Raw genomic sequence first — 24,482 nt, forward strand, 5'->3', positions numbered from 1 at the left:
TCGTCATTGCGAGGAAATGTGGCCTTGTTGCATGAAACGAAAAACGCATCCGATGTCACCCCGTGGCTTGACCACGGTATCCAGAAAAATAACTTTATAATACTTAATAATTTTATTATTAGTAACTGGACCCCGTGGTCAAGACAACACGGGGTGACAGCAGTGAAATCGGTCTACGCAACAACACCCGCTCGCAATGACGATTTTAAAGACTAATAAAGGATTTGGAATGTCGAGTTTAAGAGAAATAATTTTAGATACCGAAACTACGGGGCTTGACCCACGACAAGGTCATCGAATCGTTGAGATCGGTGCTATTGAGATGGTAAATAAGGTATTAACAGGAAGGACTTTTCATTTTTATATTAATCCTGAGCGAGATATGCCGTTTGAAGCTTATAGAATTCATGGCATATCCGGTGAGTTTTTAAAGGATAAGCCTCTATTTCATACAATAGCCGATGATTTTTTAGAGTTTATTGTAGATAGCAAACTTATTATTCATAATGCTCCTTTCGATATTAAATTTCTAAATCACGAATTATCATTATTAAAGAGAGCCGAAATTAAACTCTTGGAACTAGCAAATACTATTGATACTTTAGTAATGGCTAGAAGTATGTTTCCAGGCTCAAAATATAATCTTGATGCATTATGTAAAAGATTTAAAGTTGATAATTCAAGTAGGCAGCTTCACGGAGCTTTGAAAGATGCAGCATTACTTGCAGAAGTATATGTAGAGCTAATGGGCGGTAGACAATCCGCTTTTAAAATGGTTGATAAATCTGCCGGAATAAATAATTTAGCAACTAATCAAGTAAATAACAAAACAGAGCAAGCTACTATTGTTATTAAACCTACAAAAGAAGAGCTGCAAAAACATAAAGAGTTCATAAATAAGATTTTAATACCGGCTTAATTATGATACTGGTGTCATCCCGTGGCTTGACCACGGCATGACACCACAGGCTTTTTTAACAATCCCCTTAAAACTTATCTATGAAAACAAATTTTCTTGTACTTATAACCTTTACAATACTTATCTCTTTAGGCTTTTGGCAGCTTAGTCGTTTAAAAGAAAAGAAATTATTTTTAGCTTCAATGCAAGCTAACCTAACCTCATCTGCAATTAATTTAGCAGAAATTCAAGACGGTTTACCTTATCACAAAGTAAAAATTACCGGTCAATTTTTGCCTAATAAAGACATACATTTATATGGTAGAAGGTCAAGGTCGAGTAAAAAAGATGGATATTATTTAGTTACTCCTTTTAAAACCATAGAAGATAAAGTTATTTTAGTAGTACGAGGTTGGTTCAGTAATCGCAATAAAAATATTATCACGCAAGCTACAAACGACCAGCAGCACGAGATTATCGGTGTTACCATGCCATCAGAAAAAACTCGTAGCTACTTACCTGCTAACGATATAAAAAATAATGTGTGGCTAACGCTAGATTTAAAAGAAGCATCCAAAGTGTTAGGCTTAGATCTTGAGAATTTTTATATTATTGCGGAAGGAAAAGATATTAGCAATCTAGATATTTTATTACTGCTTTCAATAAATCATTTAGCAACAATCAGAAATGACCATTTAGAATACGCCCTAACTTGGTTTGGACTTGCTATTTCCTTAATCGTAATATATGTGATTTATCGGCGTCGTTATATGGCTGTGGATGTCATCCCGCGACTTGATCGCGGGATCCAGAAAAATAATTAAAAAGACTGGCCCCCGCGATCAAGTCGCGGGGTGACAGTAGAAAATCGATACATAAATGAGCGATCTACAACAACAAGCATCTGATCCTAATTACTCTGTTTGGGTATCGGCATCTGCCGGTACCGGTAAAACCAAAATCCTAACCGATCGATTTTTACGTCTGTTAATAACGGGCGTAGAACCTTCAAATATTTTATGCCTTACTTTTACTAATGCTGCAGCTATAGAGATGCAAGCAAGGATTAATAGCAGACTTAAATATCTTTCTCTTTGCAACGCCGAGAAACTAGAAGAAGAACTTTTCTTAATGAGCGGCAATAAGCCGTCGCCGCAAGAAACAGAAAACGCAAAAACTTTATATGATAAAATACTAAATAGTAATGAGCCTTTAAATATCTATACAATTCATGCTTTTTGTCAAAAAATTCTTAAAACTTTTCCTGTAGAAGCAGACATAACACCGGAGTTTAAGATTCTTGAAGAAACTAAATTACAAGATATCTTCCTAAATATCAGAAATGAAATTTACTTAAGCGACGAGCATAATGACTTAATTAAAATTTTACTTAACCGCTTCCATGAAATAACACTACAAGATATTTTTACTGAAATAATTGAGCAGAAAATTAAATTCAAAAAGTTATTTATAAATACTCAAATTCCAAAAGAGATTTATAATAAAAGATTAGCGTTAGAGGAATTAAATAATATTTACGACAAGGTAAAAAACTTATTTGCAGAATATGATTTGGAGATAGAACCGAAAGAAATTTTTTTTACCAAAGACGGGAAAAAACGAAAAAGCCTTTTATCGAAAGAATTAATAAGGAAATATCCTAAATTATTACTAGAGCTAGAAAAAATTACCTCTGAAATTTACCAATTAGATGAGCTGCGTCGCATAGAAGAGCTAGAATATCATACGAACTTACTTACTAAACTTGCTCATATTATTTTAACAAAATACGATTCATATAAGGAAGAAAATAATTTACTCGATTACGACGATTTAATTTACTACACCGAGAAATTACTAAATAATAAAACTACTCATGAGTGGTTACTGCATAAGCTTGAAAGCGAGATAAATCATATTCTTGTCGATGAAGCACAAGATACAAGCCCCCTGCAATGGAATATTATTACTACTTTAATAACAGAATTTAATGCAGCATATAAACCACAAAATGTCATACCGTGGCTTGACCACGGTATCCAGGAAAAAATAAAAAAAGACTGGATCCCGCTACAAGCTCGCGGTATGACAATTTTCATAGTAGGCGATGATAAGCAATCGATCTTTAGCTTTCAAGGAGCTGATCTTCATAATTTCAGCTTAGTAAATGAAAAATTAAAAGCAAATCTCACAAATGCTAATAAGAAATTCAAAAATATCACCCTTGAATATTCATATAGATCATGTGCAGAAATTTTACAGTTTACTCATAATGTTTTAAAAAATATAAAATCCGATTACCCTAATTTATTCCCTTCGGATAATCCTTTAATATCCTCATTCCGTACACATCAAGGCATCGTAACGGTTTGGCCCTTAGTAACAAGTGAAAAACAAGAAGAGCTTTTTTGGGTATTACCCGAAGATTATGAAAATTCTAAATCTGCTGCCGATTTACTCATAGAAAAAATCGTAAATTTTATAAAAGAACAAATAGAAAGCGAAGAAATTTTACCGTCTACCGCAAACAGAATATCTGAAAAAGATTTTATGATATTAGTAAGAAAGAGAGATGAGTTTAGTAATAATCTGATTAAAGAACTTAGCAAAGCTAAGCTTAAAGTTGAAATAAGCGATAGAATTAATCTTAAAGAAAATCTAACTATAATGGATTTAATGTCCGTGGCTAAATTTGTTTTATTACCTGACGATGATTTAAACCTTGCCGGTTTACTAAAATCGCCGATTATCGACATGAACGAGCAACAATTATACGAACTTCTTGTAAATAAAAACGATAATAGTTTATGGGATAATCTATCTGCTTATGAAGAAATATATGCTAAGTTAAATTCCCTAATTGAAATTTATAAAATATCGACTGTTGAGAATTTCTTTGATTTAGCGGTGAATAATTTAAATTTACGAGAGAATCTTAATGCTTATAACGGTGATGATAGCAATAATATAATAAATGAGCTATTAACGTTAAGCAAAAACTATGTGAATGATATAGATAATTCTTTGCAAGGATTTGTTGCTTGGTTTGAGAATAACGATATCTATATCAAACATGATATGGAGCATTCAGACAAAATAAGAGTAATGACCGTACACGGCTCTAAAGGACTTGAAGCTCCTATCGTTATATTATGCGATTCTACTACTTTGCCGGTAAGTAGCAATAAATTTATTTGGGACGATAAAGGTGAAATGTTTTTTTCTGCTAATGCTGCTGACACTCCTAGGTTTTTACAAGAGCTGAAAGAAGCTGAAAAATTAAAAGATTTGCAAGAATATATAAGACTACTCTATGTTGCAATGACTAGAGCTAAAGACCAGCTAATTATATGCGGTTTTAGTAATAAAGCTGCTATTCCTGAAAATTGTTGGTATGAAATAACCAAGAAAACTTTCAATTAATAATTGCTTAATTAAATATAATATGCTATTAAGACGCACTTATAATTTAAAATAGCGTCTTATGTTGAAGATTTTAGAAAATTTTTTTGAAAATAAAGCAAGAATTAAAATAGAAAGATTTAAGCAATTACCGCCTTTACATGCAGCTACTGCAGAAGGTAATATTTCTGATGTAAGAATATATTTACATAGAAAATGTGACGTAAACAAGCAAGATATTAACGGTAAAACCCCTCTGCATCATACTTATGAAAAAGTTAATAAGGAAGTAATACAAATACTGCTTCAATCTCATGGCATTGATAAGAATATTCAAGATAATAAAAATTATATCCCTGCAGATTATAGTGCTGAATTTGAAAATAAAGTAGATAACCCCGATTATGGATAAGAAATACATGGTTTATTAGGTTTAAGTTGGTAAGCAATAAGAGCAGAGAATAGAGAAGTAAAGAAATTAATAGGTGATCGATGTCTGGAAGGAGTAATATTAAAATTCTCTTTTATGTAGCCAAAAATGGTTTCGATAATGAATCTCTTCCTTAAAAGGATTTTATCCAAAAGAGGTAATAAATAGTTTTTCATATCCTTTCTTATTCCGGTAATTTTTATTAAACCTTGCTTATAAAGTTTTGTAAACATTTTTTCTGAAATAAACCCCTTATCATCATAACACTTACCTTTTAGACCTTTTTTGATAACCATTGCTTCAAATGCAATTCTGTCATCAACATTACCTTTGGTAATTTTAACAGCAATAATTTCTCCCTTATCATTGATTATCATATGAAGCTTGAATCCAAAAAACCAATCGACAGAACTACGTCCCATTTTTGCAAGATTATTAAAAGTTCTGTTAGAATTAATTCTGATATTTTTACATACTGCAAAATGTGTGGAATCTGCATAATAAATTCCCGTTCTTTTCCCACTTAAGTAATGTAACATCACAATCAATGGCAGAAATAATGAAGGAATAAGCTGAACAAATCTCTCATAACAAGGTGGATTCCTGAACAAATTACCATTAATAATAAAGTTTTGGTAATAAGCTTTTAAATGTTTATATGCACTAAAATGGTAAAAATCATTATTGAGAGTTCTTCACTTAAGGAAAGCTTACCTTCTCTAAATCTTTGCTTATTACTTTTCAGCAATTGATGTTTTACCCATTTCTCATAAATTTTACAAAATTTATCTACTATACAAAATATTGTAGTATATTTACACATGTTATTAAACCTTTATTTTACTCCTTCAGTGCCCTATTTATATAAGGTTTAATAACTCTTGCAACCTTCCTTCCTCTCTATTCCTTATCCATAATCGGGGTTAGATAAGCTCGGAGAAGTCATAGAATTAAGAGTAGCTTAACAAATAACCAATTTATCTAAAATTGTTAAAAAAGGAGAAGAAAAATAAATTTTTAGCAAAAATTAATAAGATTTTTGAAAGGATAGTTAATCCTTTTTCAAAAAAACTTATTAATTTTCCTTCACAAAACCTAGAATTATTTTATACTTTCTAAATATAATGAACTCTGCTCTATTCTTTTTATCTCATCTACCGTTACTTGTGCTTCTAGCCTTTGTTTAAACTTAGATCTTAGTTTTTCTAAATCTTTATTTTTCTTAGAAATCGGTAATATTTTAGATAATAATTTATTATTTTTGTTGAACATGTAGTTGCTCCCGATTGATTAAACTTAAATTGTTCAAGTTTCAACCACCGAAGATTTTAACCTCGGGTGGTTAGGGCGTTAGAAGAACCGTCACAGAACAGTTATAATAGCTTTTAGGTTTAAAGTTTGCACTTAACCCTGAACATAGCTAAAATCACTCCAACCATGACAAAGTTGAGGAGCATTTTTAAATGGATAATGCTAACCATCTGTGATAAAGGACTTCTACACACCCCGGAATAACGTTATCGCTATTCTTACGGAAGATTTTAATAAATTTTTTAAAAAAGTCAATTAACTATTGTCAGAGGACGGCTGCATGGATCAATTTTAACGCTGTCATCCCGCGACTTGATCGCGGGATCCAGTTTAAAATACTAAAATTATTAATACTTTAGATTGTTTTTTGGATACCGTGGTCAAGCCACGGTATGACACCGAATGCGTTTTCCAATCCACGCAACAATGCCTCGCGGGAATGATATCGAGTAGTTTTTTTGTTCCATGCAACAAAACCGCTTACTCCGAACTAGTATTAAATAACTGCACTAAATGTATATAAATATCCAGTGTTTCAATTTCCTCCTTAGTAAATTTATAAGGGGATTTTACATAAATAAGTTTTTTGGCGTCTTGCTTCTTTATTTGGTCAGGCGGTAAATATATATAATCTATGTTCTTCTGGATCCTGAGACTCCTTATTAGCATGCAGCATCTCATACAAAGCTGTTATATCTTTTTTTGTTTCATCTAAAAAAGATGTAGCAACTTCTTCTAACTTGTCTTTAAATAAACTACTTAACTCTTGATCACTTTCTAGCTCTTCCTGCGAAATTACTCTTATATCATCTAATTTAAAATAAGATTTGATATTTTCTAAAAAAGAATTAGCATAATTCTCAGTTCTAGGTTTTTTTATACCTTGTTATTTTAGAAATAACGACTACAACAAGAAAAATAAAAATACTTATTAACAGAGGATATAAGATATTTAACTGATCAAACATTATTAATTTCACAGAATTTAGTTGATACTACATAATAGTAGTAACATTTATTTAAATTTCAACTTAAATATTTTTTATTTCAATTTAACTCCTATATCTTAAATTTAAATCATTAATATTTAGATATTGTCATAAGAAAATTAATAAGATTTTTATTGAAACCGCTACTTCTAAAATAGATAGCATAATAATTTATGCATTATGATTATGATAATAATCATGCCCTAATAAATCAGATTTAGGAATACCACAATTATATTCATATGAACCTAAATAAGCTTGTAATCCATGAACATTTTGTTCTATTTTTTCATAATTATATTTATATGAGTTTTGGAATTTTTTAACTAATTTACCTTTATTAACAACTTTTTTATAAGCATCTTCTTTAAAAAACCCGTCTTTTTGTTCTTCACTATGAAAGTAATCCTTAAATTCACTATGTTTTTTCGGTAAATTAGAGATAAATTCTGCAAATTTTTCTAATTGAATATTGGTAATTAGAGTAAATACCAAACCTATATTTTCTTTATATTGGTTAAATCTTGAAATTTCATGCTCTATTGTATCTTTTTGTTCAATTTCAATAACATTATTAGATAAAATAACTAAATCTTTTTTATTAACCTCTTGCTTTTCAGACTCCTTTAGTTTTATATTCAGTATTTCCTCTTCTAATTCCTTTTCTGTAAATAATTTTTTAAATGCAGCAAGCCATGGATCAAAAATTGTACTTTCTAACTTTTTAAAATATTCTTTTAACTTCATAACTAATTTCCTTGTTTATATTTTCTTAGTTTAATTTATAGTACTAGTTGAAAGTAATCAAGTTATAAAGCTAAGAAAAATTAATACTTTTGTAAAAATTATATGTAGCGTAATAATTGAAAAACAGTTTTAAAATACTTAAAATAATTTGACTATTTTAGAAAATTTTAATAAAATCTATTAATAAACTCAATCGATAATACAAAATATGAAAACAGCTTTTATCTTCCCCGGTCAGGGGGCGCAATTGACCGGCATGGGAAAGGATTTTTACGATAATTTTAAACCCGCCAAAGAAACCTTTCAAATCGTTGATGAAGTACTAAACCGGAAACTCACTGATATAATTTTTAATGGACCTTCTGAAGAACTTACCTTAACCACTAACGCACAACCGGCATTAATGGCGGTATCTATGGCAATAATAAATATTATCAAAACTGAAACCGATAAAAGTTTGGATAGTCTTTGCGATTATGCTGCCGGTCATTCTCTAGGCGAATATAGTGCTTTATGTAGCACCGAAAGTATTAGTATTGAGACAGCAGCAAAACTACTTCATATACGTAGTACATCTACGCAGGAAGCATGTCCTGAAGGTGAGGGAAGCATGGCAGCTTGTATCAATATTCCGCTTCAAAAACTTGAAGAAATATTAGAAGACATCAACAAAATAAATTTATGCCAAATTGCCAACGATAACATCGAAGGACAAATAGTTATTAGCGGCAAGACTAAAGCTATAGATCATGCTATTAGTATAATTAAAGATTTAGGTTATAAAGCGATAAAGCTGAAAGTCAGTGCTCCATTTCATTGTAGCTTAATGAAGCCGGCAGAAGAAAAAATGCGAGTAGCTCTTGATAAAACTGTAATTAATAAGCCTCTGATACCGGTAATCCAAAATTATACCGCAAAACCTACTCTAGATCCTACAAAAATCAAACAAAATTTAATTCTTCAGATATGCGGGCGAGTTAGATGGCGTGAAACTTTAGAACTATTTAATACCTTAGATATAACTCATATAGTAGAAATAGGTGCTGGAAGCGTACTAACAAATATGCTCCGAAAAATTAATTATCCATATAAGTTAAGTAATATAAGTAATTTAGAAGAACTACAGAATTTTTTAGATAACGTTAGCAAATAACTGTCTCTAATAGCTTCTGACTTATAAAGTTTTTAAATTAACCTAATATTATTATATGAAAATTAGTTTTAGTTTTTTTAAGCAATTGCTAGAATTATTAACTCGTGATTGGCGAAGCTATTTAAATGACAGAATAACAGAGCTGAAAATTTAGCTTTATTAGACGGTAATAATACATTTTAAGAGAAGAATGTTATAGAAAAATGCTCTTATTGAAAGATGCATTAAAGGAGGTGAATATCCATGGTATGTTGCTCCTTTTAATAAAATAGATCATACAAGTTTACTACTTACCAATATTCATATATTAGAGCTTGATTATCTAAATCAAAATACGGTAAAAGCAGTAAAAAATATGCTGCAAAATAACTTCAAAGATATATATAATCCGGAAATTTATATTATTGCTAATTATGAAGAACCTATAATTAAAAACTATACAATAACAGATAAAATAGCTAAAGGTAAAATTATTACATTTGAGGATTTAAATATTAAATATGAAGAACACACGAATGAAGAGTTAAAATATATAGGTGATATAGTAAATGATATTAGAAAACTAGATAGTGAGCTAGTAGCAGAACTATCAAAGATTACAAATTTATTCATCAATTTTATTTTATAGATTCTTTTATTACTCAGTGTACAATTATTTTTATGGCTACACACTTTGAAGATCTACAAAATTTTCATCAGAATTTAGATAAAATCAACTTTATAATACCATTACAAAAATATAATCCAAAATGCCAACCAAAAGACTATAAGAGTTTTGTCAATATTGAAGCAATAACTTGGAATAGATTTTTAGTTAAATATCAGAAATTATTTGATAATCTTAGCGAAGAACATTCAGAAATACTATTTAGCATTTGTAGCGATAATGAGGATTTTGTAAAATCATTGCTTTCAGACTCCATCTCTCTTGATTTAGAAAAGCAAACTAAAACCATAACCTATGTGATGGATAAATATAAAGGCGATACTGATTCTTGTCATATAACTCGGCTTTTTAATATTTGCAATAATGCAACAAAGCTTAAAATAGTAAAATTATTAATCTTAAATTCTATCTCTCTCGATTTAGAAAAACGAATTGAAATTTTAAAATATGTGACAGATAAATTTGAAGATAACACGGATTTTATTTGTAACCACCCAACTTTTTAATATTTGTAAAAATACGACAAAGCCTGAAGTTATAAAATATTTTATTGATTATTTAGAACCTTGGAAAGGATTACCTATTTTTTGGTGTTATAATGATATGCTTCCTATAGGCGAAATTTCTTCAAAACTACCTAGCCATGATTATGAATAATATTTAAATCAATAATAAAGATTCTAAAATAATTCTAGAAATTTTATAATTTAGATGATATAAAGTTAAGCCATAACCGGAGAGATGGCCGAGTGGCCGAAGGCGGCGGTTTGCTAAACCGTTATACGGGTCATACCGTATCGAGGGTTCGAATCCCTCTCTCTCCGCCAATCTGGACAGTGAGCCAATTCTTGTAGTTTATTGAACGGTGTAAAAGTAAAGAATTGATCTGACAGTTAAGGATTGTTGGGTACGAAGAAAAAAGATAAGATAGTACCTGGCAAGTTTTAACAACCTACTAAAAAGGAGACTGTCAGATGACAACATATCAAGAAAAAATCATAAAGCCAAGAATCGGTTTATTAAAACTCGCTGAACAATTAGGGAATGTATCACAAGCTTGCAAAGCAATGGGTTATAGCAGGGATACATTTTATCGTTACAAAGAGCTCCATGATCAAGGTGGGGAGGGGGGAAGCTCTATATGAGATGACTGTAAAGCTTGCATTAAGAATCGTGTGCCCGCAAATATAGAGGATGCTGTAGTTAATATAGCTGTTGAATTTCCAGCATTTGGTCAGGAACGTGCTGCTAATGAATTACGCAAGAGTGGGATAATCACTTCTGGTGGCGGAGTTAGATCTGTGTGGTTACGTCATGATTTAGAAAGTTTCAAAAAACGTCTAAAAGCTCTAGAGACTAAAGTAGCAAATGATGGTATTGTTTTAAGTGATAATCAACTTGCTGTTCTTGAAAAAGTTAAAAACCAACGTGAAGCTAGTGGTGAAATAGAAACTATGCACCCTGGCTACCTTGGTTCACAAGATACTTACTATGTTGGTAATATTAAAGGCATAGGCCGTATTTATCAGCAAACTTTTGTCGATACCTATTGAGGAGTAGCTATTTGTAAACTCTATACCGAAAAGACGGCTATTACAGCTGCAGACCACTTAAATGATAAGGTTATTCCATTCTTTGCAAACCATGATATCCCTCTGCTTAGAATATTAACTGATAGAGGTACGGAATATTGTGGAAAACCAGAAAACCATGCTTACCAACTATATCTTGGCATTGAGAATATCGATCATTCCAAAACTAAAGCATATAGTCCTCAAACCAACGGTATCTGTGAGCGTTTCCATAAAACTATGCAGGAAGAGTGCTATCACATTCTATTCCGCAAAAAATTTTATAATTCACTTGATGAATTGCAAACAGATATAGATAACTGGCTTGTGAGTTACAATAATGCAAGACCTCATTCCGGTAAACATTGCTTTGGTAAAACACCAATGCAATCTTTTACAGATTCACTTTATATTGCTAAAGATAAAAATATTGGTAATATTGGTAATATAGATAAAAATATTGGTAATATAGAGAGAATATCAGACAATTTGATGATTGCCCATCAAGCTGCCTGATTACTCAACTCTGTCAGATTAAGTCGTAACTTGTACATATTAAAGCTTCAAAAATTGTTTGAAATACTGCATAAATTGATGCTTTTACAGGCGTTGCTCCATCATATGCGATACCCATACTTATTCCTTTAGGCATGGATTCTTTAATTCTTTCTAGTTCTTTAGTTACTTCATTTGATAAATCTATGATGTTAGCTTTTGATTCTTTTATAAGACCAAGAGCAATGGAGCTTTTGCCGTTATATCTAAAAATTATGTCCTCATCGGGAGAAGTTAAAGATATTTCCGCTATATCTCGTAATTTTATGATATAGCTAGACCATAGGAAATAGGTATAGTTAAATAAACTTTAGTACGTGTTCTACAGCCATACTGATATCTTTGAATTGCCCCGTAACTTTTCTTATTTCGTTCTTAATCTTAAACCAATAATGTTCTATAGGATTTAAGTCTGGGCTATATGTAGGTAAGAATAAAATTCTGCACCCAACCGACTCGATTAATTCTCTTATTATATTATTCTTATGGAAGTTGATATTATCCATAATTACTGTTTGTCCAGGATGTAATTCTTTAGTTAATATAGTCTCTACATAGGTTGTAAATATTTCTTTATTACAATTTCCTTCAAATATTACTGGCGCTATAATTTGATTATTACGAAGCCCCGCTATCATACTGATCCTGGATTTATGTTGATACACTTTGTTTCCATAACATCTAGTACCTTTTATACTCCATCCATATTCTCTACAAACATTATCTTCTATTCCTGACTCATCAATGAATACTAGAGTTTCTTTAGAAATTTGCTGTATCTTTTCTATAAATTCATTCCTTAAACCAATATCCCTTTTGGGATGAAGATGACTTTTTTTTATAAGTGTAGCCTAGTAGTTTTCTATAGTAATTTATTCTAGTTCTTTGTAATCTATTACCTAGTATAATACTTAATTCTTTAGCTGTTTTATCATGATTATTAGATAATTAATTCTTCAAATTCTTTGAGATTTATTTTTGCATTATAACCCTTTGCTGGACCATAAGGTTTTGCTTTTTCCTGTTTCCCATTTAAGAGTTTTCCATCTATATATAGTGTTACGACCTATATTGAATATTTTACATGCTTTAACAATTGAGAGCCCATCATCTAGAGCTTTGAATAGTTTCATTCTTAAATCGTAACTGTAACTGCTTGCCATAATTTATTTTATTATTTATAACATATATATTAGCATAGTATGTACCTACTTACTATGGTCTAGCTATAACTCTGTTTTGTACTTTTAGAATAATATTGCTGAATTCTTCCGGTGTAGATAAAGAACCTTCAAGAGTTACTATAAAATTATTACTTTTTGTTTTAATCGTTCCTGCCGGATAATCTTTATTTTGCTCTTTTATTGCGGATTCAATCTCCAATAAAGAAATTTTATGTTGATATAATTTTTTGGAGTAGGGTTCTATTCTCATTATATATTCCCGACCGCCGTAAATTTATGACTGTCCTACGCTTTCAAGTTTATCTAACGGTGTTTGTAGATTATCTTCGACGATCTTTGTTAATTCTAAATCGCTATATTGATCACTTTCAACACTTATGAAGAGGCTTGGGAAACTATCGGCATCAAGTTTTGCAACTGACGGGGCTTTCATATCTTGCGGGAACATATAAGTGATATCCGATATTTCGGTGGAACTTTGAGAAGTTATATAGTCTAAATTTTTAACCGTCTTTAAAGCTTTTTCTATACGCGTCGTTATTTCTTTTTCCATATATAAAGCATCGGCACCTGCATAATGAGCTTCGACATTTATAATGGGAACTGAAATATCTGGAGTTCCTCTAATTTGTAGTTTGGTAAAAAGATTGCTCCAAGAGCTACGATAACCAAACTCAAAACCGTAGCAAAGACAGGACGCTTAATACAAATTTCAGACAATAAAATTGGATTTAATATATTTTTCTTTAAAAATTTTAGTCTAAATTAATATGAATAGCGAATTATTACATAATCTGCTATTCGGTTAGAAATATTCTATATAAAAGGTGAAAGACGGTTTCACTTTTTATATAAATTAAGTATATATTGTTTTTTATTAAAAAACTTATAATTTTTTACAGGGTAGAAAATTAGTTTTTGTAATTTACTATTGACAATAAATTAGGGTTTTAATGATAAATTTTCACTTTAATTACTTGATTAAGATAGTTTTAACAGTATTACTGATGTAAAATGGCTACATTTTTCTATAAATTAATATAATAACGTATATATTTTAAACTTTGTAAATAACTGGCATTTGCAGTATGTAGGTAGTTTGTTATAATTAACTCACATAAAAATATATTGATGTATATTATTGCCAGTTGTATATCTTGTTTTATAAAAAAACATCAATACATATTAACCCATTAAAGGAGAGTTGATTTTATTATGAGTACACATAACAAAAAAGAACCAAAAAAAATGAATAAAACCGAATTTATAGCATTTATGACCGACCATGGTCATAATCATAAACATGCTTCACATAAAACATTAACAAAAGCTAATGCCGAGAAAGCACTTAATTTAGTTCTTGATAGTGTGATTAGTGCTATAAAGAGCCACCATAATATTAATATAACAGGTTTCGGTTCATTTGAAATACATCATAGAAAAGCACGTGAGGGTCGTAACCCAAAAACCGGAGCAAAAATGAAAATAGATGCTTACAATCAACCTACTTTTAGAGCCGGAAGAAAAATGAAAGAAGCTTGTAATTAAAAGAAGTAACTTATAGTACTGATAATTTCCGAACCCCGTTACAAGCTTGCGGGGTGATACTAGAAAAACCGGCTCATGCAACAATGCTCTGCAAAAGCCGGAATGATATAGAACACTTCTTAAGTACAATTCATAACGATATTATAACCATTGATAATCGAACGCCTAGAGTTTAACTTAAAACATAATAAGCTATACAATAGTTGGCTTATTGAAGCCGAAAATATAGAGCAGGTTTTAAAAGATTTAGAAGATTTTATATATATTAAGCTTTTTAAGAATAGCATTCCTCTTGAAAACAATCCTGATTATCATTTCATCGCTAGGGAAACTTCAGCTACATCTAATGCTAAAAATATTTCTATTGAACAAATAAGAAAATTACAAGACTTCTTAAGTAAAACTTCTGCAATCTCAGGTTATAAAGTTGCAGTAATTTATTCGGCGGATCTTATGAATTTGAATGCGGCAAATTCATGCTTAAAAATTCTTGAAGATGCACCAAAGAATAGTTACATTTTTTTAATTACCTCAAGAGCTGCAAGTATTATATCTACAATTAGATCAAGATGTTTTAAAGTTAATGTTAGATCTCCTCTACCTAATGCTCGAAATGATTTATATCTTCAGTTTATTCAGCCGATAGCAGATAACGAAACGTTAGATTTTATTAATCGTTTTACTACTAAAGACCGAGAATTATGGCTAGATTTTATTAATAATTTATTATTATTAATGAATAGAATTCTTAAAAAATCTGCTAACATTAATATTGAACTTCTAGATTTAGAAAACAAGATTTTTAATAAACTGCCAAATAAGCATCCTTCCTATTTACTACAAAAATTTACCGACATAAAAAAGCTAATATATAATACCATTGATTATGATTTGGACTTAAAAACAAGTTATATATTAGTGGTGAATGAGTTTTCTAGTAATTAACACGATATCCCTCCGTTCCTTTCTACGTTATCCATAAAACAACAAAATATATTGGAGAAATACACTCCTTTTTTTTTAAAAATAGTTAATAAATATTCAAGATGGGAAGCAGCTTCCCTCTCGAATATAAATTTAATTTATGTTTTATTTTGACTATTATTCATTTACTCGTAGTATATATTAGGTTCTAGGAACTTTATAAATTAAATTACTTACATGTTTAAAACTTTAACACAAAATTTAACGAAGATTTTTGATAAGCTAGTTAGCTCAGGAATTTTGACGGAAGCCCAAATAGATGCTGCTATGCGGGATATAAGAGTGGCTCTTTTAGAGTCGGATGTTGCATTACCGGTGATAAAAGATTTTATAGCGGAAGTTAAACAAAAAGCTTTAGGGCAGAAGGTTATTAAGTCTGTTTCACCTGGGCAGATGATAATTAAAATTATCCATGAAGAGATGATAAATCTCTTAGCTTCAAGTGGAAGTGAGACAAAGCTAAATTTAAATTCAAAGCCGCCCGTAAATTTCCTAATGGTAGGGTTGCAAGGGAGCGGTAAAACTACGGCAAGTAGTAAGCTTGCTTTACGACTTAAAAATCAAAATAAAAAAGTTTTACTTGTTTCTCTGGATACTTACAGACCGGCAGCACAAGAGCAACTTGCTATACTTGCAAACTCAGTACAGATTAATTCATTACCTATTGTGCAAGGTGAGAAACCCCTCGATATTGTCAAAAGAGCTATTGCTGAGGCTAAAATTTCTGCTTATGATGTCGTAATTTATGATACGGCAGGTCGTACACAAATTGATAAAGAGATGATGGAGGAGGCTCTTGCAATAAAAAAGATAGTAAAGCCTACGGAAACTTTGTTAGTAATCGATAGTATGACAGGGCAGGATGCAGTAGTCACGGCAAGTAGCTTTAATGAAAAGTTAGAGATTTCAGGATTAATTTTATCTAGAATTGACGGCGATTCTAAAGGCGGTGCAGCACTTAGCGTAAAATATATTACTAAAAAGCCGATTAAATTTTTAAGTAGCAGTGAAAAACTAACCGATTTAGAAGAATTCGATGCTGAACGTTTAGCTTCTCGAATACTTGATATGGGTGATATTATCTCTTTTGTTGAAAAAGCAGCTAGTATTGTTAATAGAGAAGAAGCCGAAAAAACGGCAGCTAAATTAAAAAAAGGTAAGTTTGATTTAAATGATTATCTTCAGCAAATGAGAAGTATAAAAAAAATGGGAGGTTTTGGAAGTATACTTAGCATGTTACCGGGTAGCGGTAAAATTATGGATCAAATAGATCAATCAAAATTAAATAGTAAAATAATTGAACATCAAGAAGCAATTATTTTATCCATGACGCTGAAAGAACGTAAGAATCCCGATATAATTAATGCTTCTCGTAGAAAACGTATAGCTGCTGGAGCAGGGACTACGGTACAAAAGGTAAATATTTTGCTAAAGCAATATAAGCAAATAAGCGAGATGATGAAAAAAGCCAGTAAAATGAATCCTAAGAATCTATTACGTAGCGGAATTGGAAAATTGTTTTCGTAAAACGGCATTATTGCATGAATGGTTTTATCGTCATTGCAAGCGGGCATTGTTGCGTGGATCAATTTCACCTCTGTCATCCCGTGGTCAAGCCACGGGATGACAGTTTCCTTAAGTTGACACCCATGTGCCTTCGTAGGGATGACTTCGAGGGTTTTTTAAAAAACATCCGATACTATAGTAAGCAACACCTATTGGCGTAGTATTAAATTTAATTAATTTTTAATTTCAAAGCATTTGCAAAAAATGTATAAATATTGCTAAAATAATTAGCACTGTCTTTTAAGTCACTACCGCTACCGTGTCCGCTATCACTACTTTCTAGGAAATAAGTTGTAGTGTTTGGATTTTGCTCAAGTACATACTCAAAAATGCGTGCATGCCATGGATGTACACGCTGATCAAGTACTGAACCGGTAATTAAAATAATAGGATATTTTTGAGTTAAAGATGAATTTTCTAAAGGTGCATATTTTTTAATATGTACTAAATCATTTGGATTTTCCGGATCGCCATATTCAGTTACCCATGAATGTCCTGCTCCGAATTCTTTATAGCGTATCATATCAAGTATCGGTACTTCGCATGCTATAGCTCCAAATAAATCGGGACGCTGCGTCATTGCAACACTTACTAGCAATCCGCCGTTACTTCCTCCTTTGATTCCTAAATACTCAGGGCTAGTAATGTTTTGCTTTATTAAATCCTCTGCTACTGCAATAAAATCATTAAAGCCGGTTTGACGCTTTATCCCTTGAGCTGCTTTATGCCACTCAGGACCAAACTCTCCGCCGCCTCTGATATTAGCAAGAACACTAACCCCGCCATGTTTAACCCATACTTCATTTTCCATGCGAGAGAAATATGGAGAGTTGATTACTTGAAAACCACCATATGCTTCAAGTAATGTTGGATTCTTACCATCAAATTTTGTACCTTTTTTATAGACAATAAAATATGGTATTTTAACTCCATCCGAGTTTGTTGCTTCCTTTTGATCTACAACATAATTTTTGCTATCAAACGGATATAAAGGCTTTCTAATAACTTTTAATTCATGAGTTTTATCCCATAAATAGATAGTTGGAGGAACTATAGAATTTTCTATAGTAATTAATGCATCTTCCTCATCATCATCAGAAGACATACCAAAAATTGCATTTTCATAAGGCAGCTTTAAGTTTATCGGTTTTGTCCATTCATTATTTTCTAATGTAAATGTTACTACTTTTGAAATAACATTCTCATAGCTAGTTAAAAATGCTGTATCTTTAGTCATTCCTACAAAATAAAATACTTCCCTCTCTGTTGGGGTAAATAATATTTTTAAGCTAGCTTTATCGCTATCTTCTTTTAGAAGATCAGCGTAGTGTATGGCAACAAGTGAACCTGCTTTTATATTACTACCTTTAAATTGCCAATCGGAACGCAGCAGCCAAAATACATATTCTTTAAAAGAACCTTGAGGTGTTGCATCTGATGGCATATTTATTTTTTGTAATTTTAAGCTCTCATCTTTAGTATTTAAAATATAATTATCGTAATTATAAAAATCCTTATCTGCAGATATAAATATTAAAGATGAAGAAATATTATCGGATAAAAGCTTACCGGCTGATACACGTATATAATTCTTTGGTATTTCAAATAGTTTTTTGGCTTTCTCTATAGGTTCTCCTCGCTTCCATATGTAGAGCGAGCTAGGATATAAAGAGTCAGTAACTTCTTCTTTATGCAAAACTGGATTAAATATAATAGTATCTTGGTCGATCCAAGTAGGATAAGTAAATTTACCTTCTAGTAATTTTCCGCTACTTGTTTTTGGCTCAAAACCATTTTTTACAAAATCTTTTTTCTCTAAATCCCATTCTGCAAAAAAGGTTTCATCTTTACCGCCAAATGACATGGTAATTAAGAAACGATTAGGGTTTTGAAAACAATCAGTCCCATCTCGATACATTACTTTTTTACCGAATTTTTTGGATAATTTATCAAAATCGATTAGAACTTCCCAATTTGGCTTATCTTTAGAGTAGTTTTTAATTAACGTCCTACGCCATAATCCTTGCGGATTTTTATCATCCATCCAAAAATTATATACATACCCTTTACGGATAATACCATATAGAGTTTTTCTTTGATCATAAAATATAGATTCTATTTCTTTCTTAACTACCTTATAAGCAGGCATAGATTGGAAAGCCTTTTCTGTTTTATCAGTACGCTCTTTTGCCCATTTTAGAGCTTCAGCTCCTTCAGCTTCTTCTAGAAATTTAGTGTCTTTTGGGTTATATATTTGTTCATTATTATTTCCCATAGCTTGAACACAAAAAGTTAATAAAACAATTATAAAATAGTGGGTAATTTTTTTTCATTATTTTAATAATATCTCTTAAATTAAAAGCTTTATTTAAAGTTTTCTTTGAATTAGAATAGTGTTTTATCATACACCTTGAATAAAATCAAAGAAAATGCTAGGTTTTGTGGACATTTCTAATTGATTTGCTATTTTGAGGTCTTTATTTAGCAAAAATTAATAAGATTTTTGTAGGAATAGTATTCATATTTCAAAAAAATCTTATAATTGGCAGCAAAAAATAACCAAAATTAAATCTTTTTAGAAATGTCCACAAAACCTAAGCTAGCACTAGCAAAAATACAAAATATGAGAGTTATGGCTAATGATTTAAGTATTTATATTCATTGGCCGTTTTGTTTGTCAAAATGTCCATATTGTGATTTTAATTCTCATGTGGCGGGCAATATAGATCATAATCAGTGGCTTAAATCCTATGAAACAGAAATTGAGTATTTTAAGGCTATTATTCAAAATAAATATATAAAATCTATTTTTTTTGGTGGTGGTACTCCCTCTTTAATGAATCCTGTAATAGTTGAAGGGATAATAAATAAAATCAGTAATCTAGCAATTATTGATAATCAAACCGAGATAACTATAGAAACTAATCCCACATCCTTTGAAACTGAAAAATTTAAAGCATTCAAATCCGCTGGAATTAATCGTGTTTCAATTGGAGTGCAATCCTTAAAAGAAGACGATTTAAAAAAATTAGGTAGAACTCATGATGCTTTGCAAGCAATCAAAACAGTTGAGGCGGCAAATACGATTTTTCCACGAGTATCATTTGATTTAATATATGCACGTAGCGGTCAGAAATTAAAAGACTGGCAAGAAGAATTAAAGCAAGCTATGCAGCTCGCAAATGGCCATATTTCTCTTTATCAATTGACTATCGAAAAAGGTACGCCTTTTTATAAATTATTTAAGGAGGGTAATCTGATTTTGCCGCATTCGGATGAAGCGGCTGAGATGTATGAGTGGACAAACCATTATCTAGAATCTAAAAAATATTTTAGATATGAGATATCTAATTATGCTCAAGTAGAGCATGAATGTTTGCATAACTTAGCTTACTGGAATTATAATAATTATTTAGGTATAGGTCCCGGAGCTCATAGTAGAATAATTGATGTTTCAAGTTCGGTATCGGCAATTATGATGTGGCATAAACCTGAAAAATGGTTAGATTCGGTTAACACAAAAAATGTCGGTATTCAAACTAATACTAAGTTAACACATCAAGAGATTATTGAAGAAATGCTAATGATGGGGTTACGTCTTAGCAAGGGTATAAATATTTCTACATTAGAGCAGAAATTGAACACGAAATTAGAGAATATTTTGGACATGAATAATCTTAAGCATTATCAAAGTCAAGACTTAATTAAGTTAGATAAAAATATCTATCTTACCGATAAAGGTTTGATGCTGCATAGTTACATAGTACCTAGATTGATTATATGAAAATTATTCAAGTAATTTTAAAGTTTATAATTATTTTTATTATTCCTTCTATTCATGCGATGGAATGTAAACTTGAGTTTAAGACTGAAAAAGTATATGTGGATGGTGTTGAATATGATCAAAAAGTCGGAAATCCAATTACACTTACACCTATAGCGGATGCTATTAAGACAGATAATATTGATGAAGTAAAAAAATATTAGACGAGGGATATGGAGTAAATCAACCATGCTTGGGCTGAACTCCTCTAGATTATGCTATATCGAATAATAATATAAAAATTGCCGATTTTTTAATTAATCAGGGAATGAGTCCTAATTTAAGGTATGAAGGCGGTATTACCGGAATGATGCTAGCCGCAGAAAGAAATAATCCTGATTTAATAAAACTTTTGCTTAAGTTAGGTGTTAATCCTAATGTTCAAAATTCTAAAACCGGAATGACTTCCCTATAGATTTGATCGTGATATGACAATGAAAAAACCAAAGTCATGAAATAAAATCATGACTTTGCAGGAATGATACTAATTAATCCCTTCTATTGCCTAAAAATCTCATTAAATATAGGAAAAGATTTATAAAATCTAAATATAAAGTAAAGGCTGCCATAATAGAAAGCTTTTGTCCTACTTCATCGTTTCCTGCCATGTAATACATAGACTTAATCTTTTGAGTATCCCAAGCAATTAATCCCATAAATACTACTATTCCAATAAGAGAAGTAGCAAAAGAAAGAGCCGAGCTTTTTAGAAACAAGTTGACTAATGAAGCAATGATAAGACCTATAAGACCCATTGCAAAAAATGAACCCATAGATGTTAAATCTCTACTTGTACTATAACCGTATAAACTCATTGCTCCAAAAACGGAAGAGCAAATAAAGAAAGTACGAGCTATTGATGCCCCGGTATAAATAAGAGCTAAATATGCAAGCGACATACCGGTTAAACCGGCATAAACCCAAAATAATATTTGTGCCGTTTGCAGGTTCATGCGTCCGAAGCCCATAAAGAAATATAAAGCAATACCGAGCGGAGCAAACATTATAATAGTGCCGAAACCTGTTTGAAACATTAAATTATAAATAGGCTCAACTGATATAGTCGTTACGGCTGCTATACCGGTTAGTAAAAGTGCTAAAGCCATATAATTATATACTTTAAGCATGTATTTTCTTAAGCCTTCATCAAAAGTTTTATTTTTTGAGGTGGCAGTTAAAGTTTTTGTATAATCGATCATAAGTAACCTTAGGATTATGTTATTTACATAATAAAATATAGTCGTTTAAAGGCTATTTGTAAAGATATTTTAAAGCTAATTAAATTCTTTTTTGCTGCAAATTATAAGATTTTTTTAAAATAGGAGTAGCTATTTCTTCAAAAATCTTATTAATTTTCGCTATACAAGTCTTTAATTATCAGTTATAATATCTTTATAATAGCCTCTTAAAGGTATTTTTTCAAGCTATATTAATTATATTTTATAAATATCTTGCATTGAATATAAAGCAGAAGGTTTATCTTGTAGCCAAATAGCGGCTTTAATTGCACCAATAGCAAAAGAATTTTTATTCAGAGCTTCGTGTTTTAAAGTGATTATTTCATCGTCACCTAGGAAAGATATTTCATGTATACCGTGAACATTCCCACCACGAAGCGAGGAAATACCTATTTCTTTTTCGCTTCTTAGTCTACTACCACGATTAAATGTTATATTTAATCCTTTTTCGCTTGCAATTGTTTCAGCAAGCATAATAGCAGTTCCTGAGGGTGAATCTTTTTTATTACGGTGATGTGTTTCTAGAATTTCAACATCGTAATCATCTAGTATTTTTGTTACTTCTTTAGCTAGATAGCTAAGCAAACTAGCTCCTATACTCATATTTGCAGAATATAAAACAGGTAAAGTTTGAGCTGCTTTTTCTAAAAGCTTAAAATGTTGAGGTTGGAGGCCTGTGGTTCCGATTACTAATTTTGTATTATGTTTTAATGCATAATTAATTAATTTTTCTAATATTTCAGGAGTAGAAAAATCGATGATTACATCAGAATTTTTACAAAAATTATCTAAATCATCTAAATTATTAGTATAATTAAATTTTGCTGAAATTTTGCAATCTTTAAATTTATCTATTCTTTCAGCAATAACCTTTCCCATTTTACCGGTAGAACCGCTAAGACCGATATTTAACATATTGGCAATGTACTCCTAATAAATGAACAGTAAGTAGACGAAGTTTAATTTGGAAAAGAGCAAAGAGTCTAAAGCCCTCGGATCACAGCGTTAAATATAGTTCGAACCGCAGATCTTATTAGACGACGACGCCAAATTTTCAAATTATACTAGGCTCTGTGAATATTTCTAATTGATTTGCTATTTTGAGGTATTTTTTAGCGAAAATTAATAAGATTTTTACTGGAATAGTTACTTATATTTCAAAAAATCTTATAATTTGCAGCAAAAAATAACCAAAATTAAATCTTTTTAGAAATATTCACAGAGCCTAGTATAAGATTTATGAAAATATAATAGAGGCTTTAAATCATTTTTAATAGCGGTATTTATTACTTCACCGATAAATATAACATGATCACCGGCATCGTAAGAAACATATTTATTACATTCTATATGACAAGTTGCACCGTTTATTAAAGGGCAGTCAGTTTTATTACCAAGCACATAATCAATTTTTGTAAATTTATTAGGTTGTGATTTAGCAAAATGTTTTGAAATATCAATTTGATTCTCTGCTAAAATACTAATTGCAAACTTATCACTTTTTCGAAAACTGTTTATACTAAAAGAGTTTTTATTAAGGCAAAATAATATTAACGGCGGTTTTAAAGATATGGAAGTAAGAGAACTAGCAGTAAAGCCAAAAAGCTCGTTATTGCAATTTGTTGTTATAATAGTCACTCCCTGAGGGAATCGGCTCATAGCATCTTTAAATTGACTTTCTGTTATTGTCCCAGCCATTTTTTCATAATTTTGTTAATGGTCCCGTCTTTTTTTAATGAATCGATTGCCTCATTAATTTCATTAATTAGTCCTGAGTTTTTAGACATACCTATAGCAAAATCGGATGAAAATTCTTCTAAAGTACTGCTTTCTAAATTTGAATTATTTTCTTTTAATTTTTTGCCTTGAAATTCCTCAGAAATAATAGCATCTATGACTCTGGCTTTTAATTCTTCAACTAACATTAAATGATTTGCTAAAGAATGAACTTTAATATTCATCGTCTGTGATAGATCTTGTGCTTTTTTTTCTAAAACACTACCGAGCTGTACTCCTACTATTTTATTCTCTAGATCTTTGCTATTTTGTATATTGTCGCCTGTTCTATATATTATAGCAAATCTTGCAGTAGCGTAATTATCGGAAAAGCTGATATATTCGGAACGCTCCGGTGTTACGGAAAGCTCCGCCACCGCAACATCAATATTTTCACTAACCAAAGCTGCAAGTAAACCGTTAAAGTCGAAGTTTTTTATGATAACTTTTTTATTTAGACGTTCACTTATTGCTTTGATAATATCAATATCAATCCCAACAATCTCTCCGTCTTGGATGAATTCATAAGGAGGATTATCTGCGGCAGTACCAACTATTAAAGTTTTTTCCGTTTCTTTTTGTTCACAAGAAACTAGTAAGAAAGATAGTAAAAATATTTTCAGAAATTTCATAAAAATAA

Annotated in this window: 22 protein-coding genes, 1 tRNA gene and 4 pseudogenes; 16 read left to right on the forward strand and 11 right to left on the reverse strand. The window is 30.8% G+C overall.

Annotated features, from left to right (window positions below; translation table 11 throughout):
* The first annotated feature begins 6 nt into the window (after positions 1 to 6).
* The 5 genes from RMONA_RS09165 to RMONA_RS02800 all read left to right on the forward strand — a co-directional run bounded on the left by RMONA_RS09165 (position 7) and on the right by RMONA_RS02800 (position 4,712).
* On the forward strand, positions 7 to 216 hold the full coding sequence (locus tag RMONA_RS09165; RefSeq protein ID WP_157699818.1) for a hypothetical protein: 210 nt from the start codon (positions 7 to 9) through the stop codon (positions 214 to 216).
* A 13-nt stretch (positions 217 to 229) separates the two neighbouring features.
* The gene (gene dnaQ / locus RMONA_RS02785; protein ID WP_023507547.1) at positions 230 to 919 is read left to right on the forward strand and encodes a DNA polymerase III subunit epsilon; all 690 of its coding nucleotides are present in this window, start codon (positions 230 to 232) and stop codon (positions 917 to 919) included.
* Between the two features lie 80 nt (positions 920 to 999).
* Entirely contained in the window at positions 1,000 to 1,722 is a 723-nt protein-coding gene (locus RMONA_RS02790; RefSeq protein ID WP_023507548.1) for an SURF1 family protein, read from the forward strand.
* Between the two features lie 55 nt (positions 1,723 to 1,777).
* The gene (locus RMONA_RS02795) at positions 1,778 to 4,321 is read left to right on the forward strand and encodes a UvrD-helicase domain-containing protein (RefSeq protein WP_023507549.1); all 2,544 of its coding nucleotides are present in this window, start codon (positions 1,778 to 1,780) and stop codon (positions 4,319 to 4,321) included.
* Positions 4,322 to 4,382: 61 nt separating this feature from the next.
* Positions 4,383 to 4,712 (forward strand): ankyrin repeat domain-containing protein, encoded by a 330-nt coding sequence (locus RMONA_RS02800; protein ID WP_023507550.1) that lies wholly within the window; start codon positions 4,383 to 4,385, stop codon positions 4,710 to 4,712.
* Here RMONA_RS02800 and RMONA_RS02805 read toward each other — a convergent pair.
* From RMONA_RS02805 to RMONA_RS02810, 3 genes are all read right to left on the reverse strand, one after another.
* Entirely contained in the window at positions 4,703 to 5,356 is a 654-nt protein-coding gene (locus tag RMONA_RS02805; protein WP_339325422.1) for an IS982 family transposase, read from the reverse strand. The two genes, RMONA_RS02800 and RMONA_RS02805, sit on opposite strands and share 10 nt — an antisense overlap.
* Positions 5,357 to 5,831: 475 nt before the next feature.
* Positions 5,832 to 6,002, reverse strand: a complete 171-nt coding sequence (locus RMONA_RS09580; protein WP_023507127.1) for a hypothetical protein — start codon at positions 6,000 to 6,002, stop codon at positions 5,832 to 5,834.
* 1,199 nt (positions 6,003 to 7,201) lie between these two features.
* Entirely contained in the window at positions 7,202 to 7,777 is a 576-nt protein-coding gene (locus RMONA_RS02810) for a hypothetical protein (protein ID WP_023507552.1), read from the reverse strand.
* Positions 7,778 to 7,985: 208 nt separating this feature from the next.
* Between RMONA_RS02810 and fabD the strand changes: the two genes are divergently transcribed.
* From fabD to RMONA_RS02840, 5 genes and pseudogenes are all read left to right on the forward strand, one after another.
* Positions 7,986 to 8,930 carry an ACP S-malonyltransferase gene (fabD, locus tag RMONA_RS02815; RefSeq protein WP_023507553.1) on the forward strand — a complete coding sequence of 315 codons (945 nt, stop codon included), beginning with the start codon at positions 7,986 to 7,988 and terminating at the stop codon, positions 8,928 to 8,930.
* A 355-nt stretch (positions 8,931 to 9,285) separates the two neighbouring features.
* Positions 9,286 to 9,558 (forward strand): hypothetical protein, encoded by a 273-nt coding sequence (locus RMONA_RS02825; protein ID WP_023507554.1) that lies wholly within the window; start codon positions 9,286 to 9,288, stop codon positions 9,556 to 9,558.
* 32 nt (positions 9,559 to 9,590) lie between these two features.
* Positions 9,591 to 10,103, forward strand: coding sequence for a hypothetical protein (locus RMONA_RS10210; RefSeq protein WP_023507555.1), 513 nt, complete (start codon positions 9,591 to 9,593; stop codon positions 10,101 to 10,103).
* A gap of 229 nt (positions 10,104 to 10,332) precedes the next feature.
* Positions 10,333 to 10,424, forward strand: a tRNA-Ser gene (locus RMONA_RS02835).
* Between the two features lie 147 nt (positions 10,425 to 10,571).
* A pseudogene (locus tag RMONA_RS02840) lies at positions 10,572 to 11,684 on the forward strand (IS481 family transposase).
* Between the two features lie 37 nt (positions 11,685 to 11,721).
* On the opposite strand, the pseudogene RMONA_RS08070 reads toward RMONA_RS02840, so the two are convergent.
* The 3 pseudogenes from RMONA_RS08070 to RMONA_RS08080 all read right to left on the reverse strand — a co-directional run.
* Positions 11,722 to 11,994: pseudogene (locus RMONA_RS08070) on the reverse strand (efflux RND transporter permease subunit); the annotation flags it as partial.
* A gap of 28 nt (positions 11,995 to 12,022) precedes the next feature.
* Positions 12,023 to 12,886, reverse strand: a pseudogene (locus tag RMONA_RS08075) (IS630 family transposase).
* 73 nt (positions 12,887 to 12,959) lie between these two features.
* Positions 12,960 to 13,633: pseudogene (locus tag RMONA_RS08080) on the reverse strand (efflux RND transporter permease subunit); the annotation flags it as partial.
* Between the two features lie 489 nt (positions 13,634 to 14,122).
* Between RMONA_RS08080 and RMONA_RS02865 the strand changes: the two are divergent.
* The 3 genes from RMONA_RS02865 to ffh all read left to right on the forward strand — a co-directional run bounded on the left by RMONA_RS02865 (position 14,123) and on the right by ffh (position 16,966).
* Positions 14,123 to 14,455: an HU family DNA-binding protein gene (locus RMONA_RS02865; protein ID WP_023507561.1), complete on the forward strand. Its 333-nt coding sequence runs from the start codon at positions 14,123 to 14,125 to the stop codon at positions 14,453 to 14,455.
* Between the two features lie 150 nt (positions 14,456 to 14,605).
* On the forward strand, positions 14,606 to 15,400 hold the full coding sequence (locus RMONA_RS02870; RefSeq protein WP_023507562.1) for a DNA polymerase III subunit delta': 795 nt from the start codon (positions 14,606 to 14,608) through the stop codon (positions 15,398 to 15,400).
* Positions 15,401 to 15,616: 216 nt separating this feature from the next.
* On the forward strand, positions 15,617 to 16,966 hold the full coding sequence (gene ffh / locus RMONA_RS02875; protein ID WP_023507563.1) for a signal recognition particle protein: 1,350 nt from the start codon (positions 15,617 to 15,619) through the stop codon (positions 16,964 to 16,966).
* A 208-nt stretch (positions 16,967 to 17,174) separates the two neighbouring features.
* On the opposite strand, the gene RMONA_RS02880 is transcribed toward ffh, so the two are convergent.
* Complete coding sequence (locus tag RMONA_RS02880; protein WP_023507564.1) at positions 17,175 to 19,280, reverse strand: prolyl oligopeptidase family serine peptidase; 2,106 nt, start codon at positions 19,278 to 19,280, stop codon at positions 17,175 to 17,177.
* A gap of 306 nt (positions 19,281 to 19,586) precedes the next feature.
* On the opposite strand from RMONA_RS02880, the gene hemW reads away from it, so the two are divergent.
* From hemW to RMONA_RS02895, 3 genes are read left to right on the forward strand one after another with little or no spacing between them, the layout of a single operon-like run.
* A complete protein-coding gene (hemW, locus tag RMONA_RS02885; RefSeq protein ID WP_023507565.1) occupies positions 19,587 to 20,789 on the forward strand; it encodes a radical SAM family heme chaperone HemW in 1,203 nt (400 codons plus the stop codon).
* Positions 20,786 to 20,992, forward strand: a complete 207-nt coding sequence (locus RMONA_RS02890; protein WP_008580730.1) for a hypothetical protein — start codon at positions 20,786 to 20,788, stop codon at positions 20,990 to 20,992. Before hemW ends, RMONA_RS02890 begins: the two co-directional genes overlap by 4 nt.
* 56 nt (positions 20,993 to 21,048) lie before the next feature.
* Positions 21,049 to 21,243, forward strand: a complete 195-nt coding sequence (locus RMONA_RS02895) for an ankyrin repeat domain-containing protein (protein ID WP_242402849.1) — start codon at positions 21,049 to 21,051, stop codon at positions 21,241 to 21,243.
* A gap of 73 nt (positions 21,244 to 21,316) precedes the next feature.
* On the opposite strand, the gene RMONA_RS02900 is transcribed toward RMONA_RS02895, so the two are convergent.
* From RMONA_RS02900 to RMONA_RS02915, 4 genes are all read right to left on the reverse strand, one after another.
* Positions 21,317 to 22,027: a Bax inhibitor-1/YccA family protein gene (locus tag RMONA_RS02900; RefSeq protein WP_023507567.1), complete on the reverse strand. Its 711-nt coding sequence runs from the start codon at positions 22,025 to 22,027 to the stop codon at positions 21,317 to 21,319.
* 234 nt (positions 22,028 to 22,261) lie between these two features.
* Positions 22,262 to 22,981, reverse strand: coding sequence for a 4-hydroxy-tetrahydrodipicolinate reductase (dapB, locus tag RMONA_RS02905; protein WP_023507568.1), 720 nt, complete (start codon positions 22,979 to 22,981; stop codon positions 22,262 to 22,264).
* 291 nt (positions 22,982 to 23,272) lie between these two features.
* Positions 23,273 to 23,764, reverse strand: a complete 492-nt coding sequence (locus RMONA_RS02910; RefSeq protein WP_023507569.1) for a flavin reductase family protein — start codon at positions 23,762 to 23,764, stop codon at positions 23,273 to 23,275.
* Entirely contained in the window at positions 23,749 to 24,474 is a 726-nt protein-coding gene (locus RMONA_RS02915) for an ABC transporter substrate-binding protein (RefSeq protein ID WP_023507570.1), read from the reverse strand. Before RMONA_RS02915 ends, RMONA_RS02910 begins: the two co-directional genes overlap by 16 nt.
* Positions 24,475 to 24,482 lie beyond the last annotated feature (8 nt).

This window comes from Rickettsia monacensis (genome assembly GCF_000499665.2).
Classification (GTDB): domain Bacteria; phylum Pseudomonadota; class Alphaproteobacteria; order Rickettsiales; family Rickettsiaceae; genus Rickettsia; species Rickettsia tamurae.